Origin of the sequence: Leucobacter sp. USHLN153 (assembly GCF_037145615.1) — a bacterium.
In the GTDB taxonomy this organism is placed as follows: domain Bacteria; phylum Actinomycetota; class Actinomycetes; order Actinomycetales; family Microbacteriaceae; genus Leucobacter.
In genome coordinates, this window is sequence record NZ_JBBCXE010000007.1 from 99,547 (window position 1) to 108,903 (window position 9,357).

Here is a 9,357-nt window from a genome sequence, read left to right on the forward strand (position 1 = left end):
CACATGGGAGCTTCCGCACCGGCCGCGCCTCGCTTCGGCATCGAGGAGGAGTACCTCCTGCTCGACTCCGAGACGGGCATGCCTCGCGACGTGGTCGACGAAATCATTGCGGCGCTCCCCGGTCGTCTTGCTGAGCACGAGTACTTTCACAGCCAGCTCGAGACCGCAACGCCCGTGTGCACCACGGGCGCCGAGGCCCGCGATGCGCTCGGAGGCTTCCGGAGCGCAGCGGCAGAGGCTGGCGATCAGCTCGGGGTCGTGCTCGCCGGCACCGGGCTTCCCCCGGTCGGTGGCGACCAGCCCGGCAAGCGGGTAGAGAACTCGCGGTACCGCGAGATCGAGCAGACCATGCGCGGCATGGTGACGCGGTACTACTCGACAGGCACGCACGTCCACGTGGAAATGCCATCGCGCGAGCATGGAGTTGACGCGATGGCCCGCTTCGCCCGCTGGTCGCCGGCCCTCGTCGCGCTCACCGCGAATTCGCCGGTGTGGCTCGGCGAGGAGTCCGGCTATGCGGACTGGCGCTTCATGTCGATTCAGCAGTGGGCGACCGCGGGTTTCCCGCCGCGGTTCGAGGACGCCGCGGAGTACGACCGGATCGTCTCGGACCTGGTGCGTTCGGGAGCGCTGCTCGACCGCGGCCTCGTGAACTGGTCCATCCGGCTCTCCGAGAAGTACCCCACGATCGAGCTGCGCCTCGCTGATGCGCAGCTGTCAGCGGAGGACGCGGTCGCGTACGGGCTGCTCGCGCGAGCGATTGCCTCGCGAGGGCTGCGGGAGTTCGAGCTCGGTCATCCGGCGCCGAAGTGGCAGCGCGACGCGTTGCGGGGTGCCCACTGGGTTGCTGCGCGTAACGGGCTCTCCTCGGTGCTGGTGGATCCCGATTCCGGCGATCCGCGACCCGCGTTCGAGGTGGTCGATGCGCTCCTGGAGTACACCGCGGACGAGCTCGATCACGCGGGCGACCTCGCCGCAGTCACGGCATTCGTGGATCGCCTCAGGTCAGACGGCGGGCCAGCCGAGCGCCAGCTCGCCGAGTGGCGCCGGGGACGCACCGCGGCGCTCCTTTCGCTGTATCGAAACGGCCACCGGCCCGCCTGAACCCGTCGCGGTCGCAAGCAGCGCGGCACCTCTCGCAGGGAGGCCGCGTGTTGACCTGCGACAATGGTGCGCGTGGACCCGAACAAACTGAACCATGATCGCGCGCCCGAGAGCACCCCGCTGATCAAGACCCGGCCCCGCGCAGCGGGGAGCGGTGCCGCTGGGGGAGCGGCGACCGCCGGCCGCGCGGCACGCCCGCAGGTGCGCCCGAAGGCCGAGGGTTGGAAGCAGATCGCCGATCCTGACGGTCGTCCGACCCTGCAGTTCGCGTCGCCGCGCGTGAAGCAGCCCGCGACTCACCTCGCCGATCTGACGCTCGAGGAGCGCGAGGCGAAGGTCGCGGAGATGGGGCTCCCGAAGTTCCGGGCCAAGCAGATCTCGAAGCACTACTTCGAGCACCGCACGACCGACCCCGAGCAGATGACGGACCTCCCCAAGGATCGTCGCGAGGAGCTCGCCGAAACCTTCTTCCCGCCGCTCCTGAGCGAGGTGAAGCGCCTCGTCACCGACGACGGCGACACGATCAAGTTCCTGTGGCGCCTCTTCGACGGGGCACTCGTCGAGTCCGTGTTGATGCGCTACCCGGGGCGGATCACGCTGTGCGTGTCGAGCCAGTGCGGCTGCGGAATGAACTGCCCGTTCTGCGCCACCGGCCAAGCAGGGCTCACGCGCAACATGTCGACGGCCGAGATCCTCGACCAGATCGTGCAGGCGAACCGCGTGATCGCCGAGGGCGGGCTCGGCCGCAAGCGTCACGCCGGGAACGGCGCGGAGCCGGAGCGCGTCAACAACATCGTCTTCATGGGGATGGGCGAGCCGCTCGCGAACTACAAGCGCGTCATGAACGCGGTGCACCGCATGATCGCTCCGTCGCCCGAGGGCCTCGGCATGTCGGCGCGCGGCATCACCGTTTCCACCGTGGGCCTCGCGCCCGCGATCCGCAAGCTGGCCGACGAGAACATTCCGATCACGTTCGCGCTCTCGCTGCACGCGCCCGACGACCAGCTGCGCGACGACCTGATCCCGGTCAACAGCCGGTGGAAGGTCGAGGAGGTGCTCGATGCGGCGTACCACTACTACGAGACGACGGGCCGCCGCGTGTCGATCGAATACGCGCTCATCAAGGACATGAACGATCACGGCTGGCGCGCCGACCTGCTCGCCGAGAAGCTCAACGCGCGGGGCCGCGGCTGGGTGCACGTGAACCCGATCCCGCTCAACCCGACCCCCGGCTCGATCTGGACCTCGTCGACCCGCGAGGTCACCCGCGAGTTCGTCGACCGCCTCAACGCCGCCGGGATTCCGACCACCCTCCGCGACACCCGCGGCAAGGAGATCGACGGAGCGTGCGGGCAGCTTGTCGCGACGGAGCAGGATCAGGCTGAGGCAGCCGCCTTCGCGGCTGCCTCATAAGCAGCACTTGCGTGCGTCGAGCCTGAGGGCTCGGCGGCCTGCGTTCGCGGCAGTCTCATAAGCGCCACTCGCTCAAACCCATAACTGCGCGCTATTAAACGCGCGCAACTCGCTGCGTAAAGTTATGCATCGTGCTACTCTGGGCGCCATGACCACGACGCGACAGACGGATCCCATCGGGTCGATCGACTCGACGGAACTGCGCATCTTGCACGCATTGGCGACCACGGGCTCGCTCACCGCGGCGGCTCAGAGCCTCGGCCTGAGCCAGCCCGCGGTGAGCCAGCGCATCAAGCGCGTTGAGACCCGGCTCGCCGTGCCGCTCATCGAGCGCTGCGGTCGGGGCATTCGGCTGACCACGGCGGGGCAGATCCTGGCGGATCACGGCCGCACCGTTGTTGCGGAGATCGATGCCGCCCTTGCGGCGATCGACGACCTGCGCGGCGAGCGGGCCGGCACGCTGCGGCTCGTTGGGTTCCCGAGCGCGAGCGCGACGCTCGTACCGGCACTGATGCGTCGCCTCGCGGAAGAGGCGCCCGACGTTGCGCTGCAGTACCGCGAGGCCGAGCCTCCCGCGGCGACTGCGATGCTCCGCGACGGCGAGGTCGACTGCGCGCTCATCTTCGATTACGAGGGAGCGGCGGTGCTTCCTGCGGGAAGCGCCTTCCTGCCGCTGTGGCGCGAAGAGGTGCACCTCGTCGCCTCCGACGAACGCGCTGCGGGGCAGCCGACCGCGCGCCTCGCGGAGTTCTCGTCGGAGCACTGGATCGCCGGCTGCGAGAAGTGTCGCGGGCATCTGCTCGCTGCCGCGGCGGACTCGGGCTTCGAGCCCGACATCATCCAGGAGACCGACAACGTCCCCGCGATGCTCGCGATGGCTGCGGCGGGCGGCGCGGTCGCGCTCGTGCCGGGGCTGGCGCTCGCTGCCGCCCGGATCCTGCCCGACGGCGCACGCGCGCTGCCGCTCGACCCGCCGCGCTACCGCACCATCGGGCTCGTCTCGATGGCGACGGCGAACGAGAGTCCGCAGGTGCGCCTCGCGAAGCGCCTGCTCACGGGAGTCGATGGTTCGGCGTGGCATCTGGAACCGGTCTCATCGGCTTCGGCTGCGGCTTCGGTCGCGGCTCAGCCCATCGAGGTGACCGCATGACGGGGACGCCCTCGGAGATGATCGAAGAAGCCGGCGACGCGCGGCCCCAGCTCGAGGCCGCGACGCACCCGGCGCAGCGCCGCACGGTAACCGTGCTGAGCCTCACCACGGTGCTCGGCGGGCTCGGAACGGGCGCCTCGCTCTCGGCCGGCGCGCTGCTCATCGCAGATATCACTGGCAACCCCGCGCTCTCGGGCTTCGGCTCGACGATGAATGCTGTCGGCGCCGCCATCGCAGGCATCCCGCTCGCGCGCCTCGCGGCTCGCCGCGGGCGACGCATCGCGCTCGCGAGCGGCAATCTGCTCGCGGTGCTCGGCGCGATTCTGGTGATCGGCGCGGCCTACGCCGAGATCTCGGTGCTGCTGTTCTTGGGGCTCGCGGTGCTCGGCTTCGCCGTCGCGGTGCAGCTCCAGGCGCGCTTCGCAGCGGCCGACCTCGCGAGCCCGGCCCGGCGCGCGCGAGACCTCTCGCTCGTGGTCTGGTCGATCACCATCGGCGCGGTCATCGGGCCGAACCTGATCGGGCCGGGCGAGGCGATCGGGCGGGCTCTCGGTCTGCATCAGCTCTCCGGTATCTTCCTCTTCGCCATTGCGGCGCAGATTGCCGCGGCACTCGTCGTCTGGTTCGGGTTGCGGCCCGATCCGCTCATCGAGTCGCGCAGGATCGCCGCGGAGACCGAAATCGAAGCGCGCGCGGCGGCTGCCCGCCGCGGTGACGCCGGGCCGAGCTCGCCGTCGCCCGCACTCGCGGCACACGGGCGCACGGCACAGGTCCTCGCGATCCTCGTCGTCGCACTGGGACACGCGATCATGGTGGGCCTCATGGCGATGACCCCGCTGCACCTGACCCATCACGGCGGCAGCATCGAACTCGTCGGCATCACGATCAGCCTGCACATCGCGGGCATGTACGCGCTGTCGCCGCTCGCGGGGCTCGCCGCGGGGCGGTGGGGGCCGGTGCCGGTCGTGCTCGGCGGTTTCGGCGTGCTGACACTGGCGGCCCTCGGCACCGCCGTCGCGGGCGACGCCGTGTGGCTCGTGCAGACGTCGCTCGTGCTGCTCGGTCTCGGCTGGTGCATGGTGACGGTCGCGGGCGCGGCACTCATCACGACCGTGACGCCGCCGGAGGATCGCCCCGCGCGTCAGGGCCAGGCCGACACTGCGATGAACGGCGCGGGCGCCCTGTTCGGCGCGGCGTCGGGCCTGCTCTTCGCGGCCGGCGGATTCCCGGTGCTGTCGAGCGTCGCGGGCGCGCTCATCGTCGTCGGGATCGCCGCGGCCGTTCGCCTCGGGGCGCTCACTCGCCGCTAGAATGACCGTGATGTCACACACCGAGAGCCTTCAGTTTTCCACCGCGACCGGCGCCGATGTGCGGGTGCGCTTCTGCCCCTCACCGACCGGCACGCCCCACGTCGGAATGGTGCGCACCGCGCTGTTCAACTGGGCCTACGCCCGGCACACCGGCGGCACCTTCGTGTTCCGTATCGAGGACACGGACGCGGCGCGCGATAGCGAAGAGAGCTACGCGCAGATCATCGATTCGCTCCGGTGGCTCGGTCTCGACTGGGACGAGGGCATCGACGTCGGCGGGCCGCACGGGCCGTACCGCCAGTCCGAACGCGGCCACATCTACCAGGACGTGATCGCGCGCCTCCGCGAGGCCGGGTACCTCTACGAGAGCTACTCCACGGCCGAGGAGATCGACGCGCGCAATATCGCGGCCGGCCGCCCGAAGCAGCTCGGCTACGACAACTTCGACCGCGACCTCACCGACGAGCAGCGCGCCGCTTTCCGCGCCGAGGGCCGCGAGCCGGCGCTGCGCTTCCGCATACCCGACGCTGATCTGTCGTTCACCGACCTCGTGCGCGGAGACATTACGTTCCCGGCCGGCTCGACCATCGATTTCGTCGTCGTCCGCCCGAACGGTGCGCCGCTCTACACACTCGTGAATCCGGTCGACGACGCGCTCATGGGTATCACCCACGTGCTGCGTGGTGAAGATCTCCTCTCGTCGACGCCCCGCCAGATCGCGCTGCACCGCGCACTCGTCGAGCTCGGCATCGAGCAGGCGATCCCGCAGTTCGGGCACCTGCCGTACGTGATGGGCGAGGGCAACAAGAAGCTCTCGAAGCGCGACCCCGAGTCGAATCTGCTGCACCATCGCTCGCGCGGTTTCATCCCCGAGGGGCTGCTGAACTACCTGTCGCTCCTGGGCTGGTCACTGGCTCCGGATCGCGATGTGTTCTCCCGCGAGGAGATGGTCGCGGCGTTCGACGTCGCCAATGTGAACCCGAACCCGGCCCGCTTCGACCAGAAGAAGGCCGACGCCATCAACGCGGATCACATCCGTCTCCTCTCCGAGGAGGACTTCGGGCAGCGGATCCTGCCGTACCTCATCGCGAGCGGCGCACTTCAGGTGGAGCCGACCGAGGAGCAGCTCGAAACGATCCGGAAGGCTGTGCCGCTCGTGCAGAGCCGGGTCACCGTGCTCTCCGAGGTCGCCGACATGCTGGGCTTCCTCTTCACGACCGCAGAGCACCTCGAGTACGCCGACGACGCGCTCGCCTCGCTCAAGGACGACGCGCCGCAGGTGCTCGCCGCGGGCGTCGCGGCTCTCGAGGCGATTCCTGAGGCAGACTGGCGCACCGACAGGATTCAGGAGGCGCTGCAGGGAGCGCTCGTCGACGGGCTCGGCATCAAGCCGCGGCTCGCGTTCGGCCCGCTCCGCGTCGCGACGTCGGGGCGACGCGTGTCGCCGCCGCTCTTCGAGTCGTTCGAGCTGCTCGGCCGCGAGGAATCGCTCGCGCGGTTGCGTCAGTTGGAAGCGCGCCTCGGCGCCTAACGGATCTTCGGAGGAGCGCGTGACCGCGAACGAGGCGCCGATCGGCGTCGCGATCATCGGCGGCGGGCCCGCTGGGCTCTCCGCCGGGCTGCAGCTCGTTCGCGCGAACCGTCGCATCGCGATCCTCGACAGTAACCGTCCGCGGCACTCCGCGACGCTGCAGTCCCACGGTTTCCTCACCCGCGACGGCGTCCCGCCGCTCGAGCTGCGACGTCTCGGGCGGGAGGAATTCGAGGCGTACCCGAGCGCGATCTACGCGCAGGCGATCGCGCGCGAGGTGATTCCGCTGAGCCCCGACGAGGCGCTCGCGGCGGGCTTCCCCGACGGCATCGGCTTCCGAGTCGAGGGCACGGGCATCCGCGGCTCAGCCGATGCGAGCTTCATCGCGCGGCGCGTGCTGATCGCGGCAGGCCTCGTCGAGGAGCTGCCCGCGTTCCCCATGATCCGCGCCTACTACGGCACCGCGCTCCACAGTTGCGTGGAGTGCGACGGCTTCGAGAAGACTGACACGCCGCTCGCGCTGATCGGCGAGTCGAGCGACCTGTTCGCGCGGGCACTGCTGATCAGCCGCTTCAGCTCAGATCTCATCGTGTTCACGAACGGCGCTGATACCGTGCGCGCGGAGCAGGAGGCGCAGCTCGAGCGGATCGGAATCCGCGTGGAGCGCCGCCCCATCGACGACATCGTGGGCGAGCGCGCCGACATGACCGGGGTGCGGCTCGCTGATGGCGAGGTCATTCCGCGTGCCGGCGGCTTCGTGCGACCTCGCTGGCACGCGCCGGTGGAGTTCCTCGGCGAGCTCAGCATCGCGCGCGACGACTGGGGTCTCGTCGAGGTCGACGAGCGGGGCGAGACGTCGATCCGCGGAATCTACGCGGTCGGCGACATTGTGCCCCCGGGCCCGCAACAGCTCATCATCGCGGCCGGTAACGGGGCGCGGGTCGCGGGGAAGCTCAATCTCGACATGATCCGCGGCGCCCTCGGCGTGGGGCGGGTGGACGACTAGTCGGCTCACCCGCCCGCTACCGCGGTGCCTGCACAGGCGGCGGATCAGCGCGGCAGCGCGACCCGCGCTGCCGCCTCCCGCGCAAACTCGGCGCCGTACTGGCGACCCAGCACCTCGTCTCGCAGCTCGGCGAAGGTGCCGTCGATGATGCTTGCGCGAATCTGATCGACCAGGCGCACGATGAAGCGCTCGTTGTGGATGGTCGCGAGCGTCGAGCCGAGCATCTCCTTCGCCTTGAACAGGTGGTGGAGGTACGCGGCCGTGTAGTTCTCGCAGGTGTAGCAGTCGCACTCGGCGTCGAGCGGCTCGAAGCGACGCCGCTGCGTCGCGGCTTTTGCGTTGATCCGCCCACCGCTCGAGTACATGGTGCCGCCGCGTGCCTGACGTGACGGGGCGACGCAATCGAAGGTGTCGGCGCCTGCCGCGATGCCGGCGAAGAGGTCGTCGGGCTCAGAGATTCCAAGCAGATGGCGAGGTTTCAACTCCGGGAGCTCGTCGCTCACCCAGCCCACGATCGTGCCCAGCTCCGACTTCTCGAGCGCCCCGCCGATTCCATAGCCGTCGAACTGCTGACCGGGTGCTTCGGCGCCGGTGAGACGTGCGAGGCCGCTCGCCGCCTGGCGCCGCAGGTCCTCGTACTGCGCTCCCTGCACCACGCCGAAGAGCGCCTGGTACGGACGGTGCGTGCGCTCGGCGGTCTGACGTGCGTGCTCATCGAGGCAGCGCACGGCCCAGCGCTCGGTGCGCGCGACCGAGTCCTCCTGGTAAGCGCGGGTGTTCAAGAGCGTGGTGCACTCGTCGAAGGCGAAGATAATGTCGGCGCCGAGCTCGTGCTGAATGCGCATCGAGACCTCGGGGGTGAAGCGGTGCTTGTCGCCGTTAAGGAACGACTTGAACGTCACCCCGTCCTCGTCGACGTGGGCGAGACGCTCCTTGTTCTTCGCGATGACCTCCGCGTCGGAGTACGCCTGCTCCGACATCGAGATCACCTTCTTGAAGCCGACGCCGAGCGACATCACCTGGAATCCGCCGGAGTCGGTGAACGTCGGCCCATCCCAGTTCATGAACTTGCCGAGCCCACCGGCCAGGTCGACGAGATCGCTGCCCGGCTGGAGGAACAGGTGATAGGCGTTCGCGAGCACCGCCTGCCCGCCGAGCTCGCGCACCGTCTCGGGGAGCATGGCCTTCACTGTCGCCTTCGTTCCGACCGGGATGAAGGCCGGCGTCTGAATATCTCCGTGCGGGGTGCGGATCGTGCCCGCCCGCCCGAGGGGCCGCCCGTCGCTTCCGTGCGCGCCGCCCGTCTCGAGGCGGTGCTCGAGCGTGAAGCCGAAGTCGGCGGGGGAGGGGGCGCTATGGGATGGTGCGGAAGCTGATGCGGATGCGGTCGGGAGGTCGGTCGACGCCGTCGGGTGAGTCACCCGTCCATCTAAGCACCCGCCACGCCCGGGGTTTCCGCCCCGAAGCCGAGTTCATAGGTATTTCGGCTGGTTCGGGGTGCCACGATCGGGCTGCACTGCGGGGGAGCGTTCCCGATGTCTAGCGCGACTTCCGCGTGTTTCCGGGGAGACACGCCCGGGATGCGGGCCCGTGTTGCCCGCACCCTGCGATCCACGTAATCTATTCCCTTGTCAGCGCGACGCAGCCGGACTGGGAAACGGTCCGGCGCTTTTCATGCGCTTCTCACCACACAGTGTTCTTCGAGAACACCGCGACTGTGGTGAGTGAGACGGGTTGCTGTTCGGAGCCTCCTTGGGTGGGGGTGACGGGTGGTGTCTGGTCTTTGAGAACTCAATAGTGTGCACTTTTAATTGTCATATGCCAATTATTTAACAATCCCCGG

At 69.3% G+C, this 9,357-nt stretch carries 7 protein-coding genes; 6 read left to right on the plus strand and 1 reads right to left on the minus strand.

Going from position 1 to position 9,357, the window contains the following annotated elements:
- Positions 1-3: 3 nt before the first annotated feature.
- From WFH00_RS11790 to WFH00_RS11815, 6 genes are all read left to right on the plus strand, one after another.
- On the plus strand, positions 4-1,104 hold the full coding sequence (locus WFH00_RS11790) for a carboxylate-amine ligase (RefSeq protein ID WP_336661041.1): 1,101 nt from the start codon (positions 4-6) through the stop codon (positions 1,102-1,104).
- Between the two features lie 72 nt (positions 1,105-1,176).
- Positions 1,177-2,517 carry a 23S rRNA (adenine(2503)-C(2))-methyltransferase RlmN gene (rlmN, locus tag WFH00_RS11795; protein ID WP_336661042.1) on the plus strand — a complete coding sequence of 447 codons (1,341 nt, stop codon included), beginning with the start codon at positions 1,177-1,179 and terminating at the stop codon, positions 2,515-2,517.
- A gap of 148 nt (positions 2,518-2,665) precedes the next feature.
- Positions 2,666-3,667 carry a LysR family transcriptional regulator gene (locus WFH00_RS11800; protein WP_336661043.1) on the plus strand — a complete coding sequence of 334 codons (1,002 nt, stop codon included), beginning with the start codon at positions 2,666-2,668 and terminating at the stop codon, positions 3,665-3,667.
- On the plus strand, positions 3,664-4,977 hold the full coding sequence (locus WFH00_RS11805) for an MFS transporter (protein ID WP_336661044.1): 1,314 nt from the start codon (positions 3,664-3,666) through the stop codon (positions 4,975-4,977). Before WFH00_RS11800 ends, WFH00_RS11805 begins: the two co-directional genes overlap by 4 nt.
- 10 nt (positions 4,978-4,987) lie before the next feature.
- Entirely contained in the window at positions 4,988-6,508 is a 1,521-nt protein-coding gene (gltX, locus tag WFH00_RS11810; protein WP_336661045.1) for a glutamate--tRNA ligase, read from the plus strand.
- Positions 6,509-6,527: 19 nt separating this feature from the next.
- Entirely contained in the window at positions 6,528-7,514 is a 987-nt protein-coding gene (locus WFH00_RS11815; RefSeq protein ID WP_336661046.1) for an NAD(P)/FAD-dependent oxidoreductase, read from the plus strand.
- Positions 7,515-7,558: 44 nt separating this feature from the next.
- Here the strand turns inward: WFH00_RS11815 and tgt are convergent, their stop codons facing one another.
- Positions 7,559-8,935, minus strand: a complete 1,377-nt coding sequence (tgt, locus tag WFH00_RS11820) for a tRNA guanosine(34) transglycosylase Tgt (protein WP_336661047.1) — start codon at positions 8,933-8,935, stop codon at positions 7,559-7,561.
- Positions 8,936-9,357 lie beyond the last annotated feature (422 nt).

What these genes read in the sequence shown, in the direction of transcription:
- WFH00_RS11805 (WP_336661044.1), top strand. Translation starts at nt 3,664, where the DNA reads ATGACGGGGACGCCCTCGGAGATGATCGAAGAAGCCGGCGACGCGCGG.
- WFH00_RS11800 (WP_336661043.1), top strand. Translation starts at nt 2,666, where the DNA reads ATGACCACGACGCGACAGACGGATCCCATCGGGTCGATCGACTCGACG.
- gltX (WP_336661045.1), top strand. Translation starts at nt 4,988, where the DNA reads ATGTCACACACCGAGAGCCTTCAGTTTTCCACCGCGACCGGCGCCGAT.
- WFH00_RS11790 (WP_336661041.1), top strand. Translation starts at nt 4, where the DNA reads ATGGGAGCTTCCGCACCGGCCGCGCCTCGCTTCGGCATCGAGGAGGAG.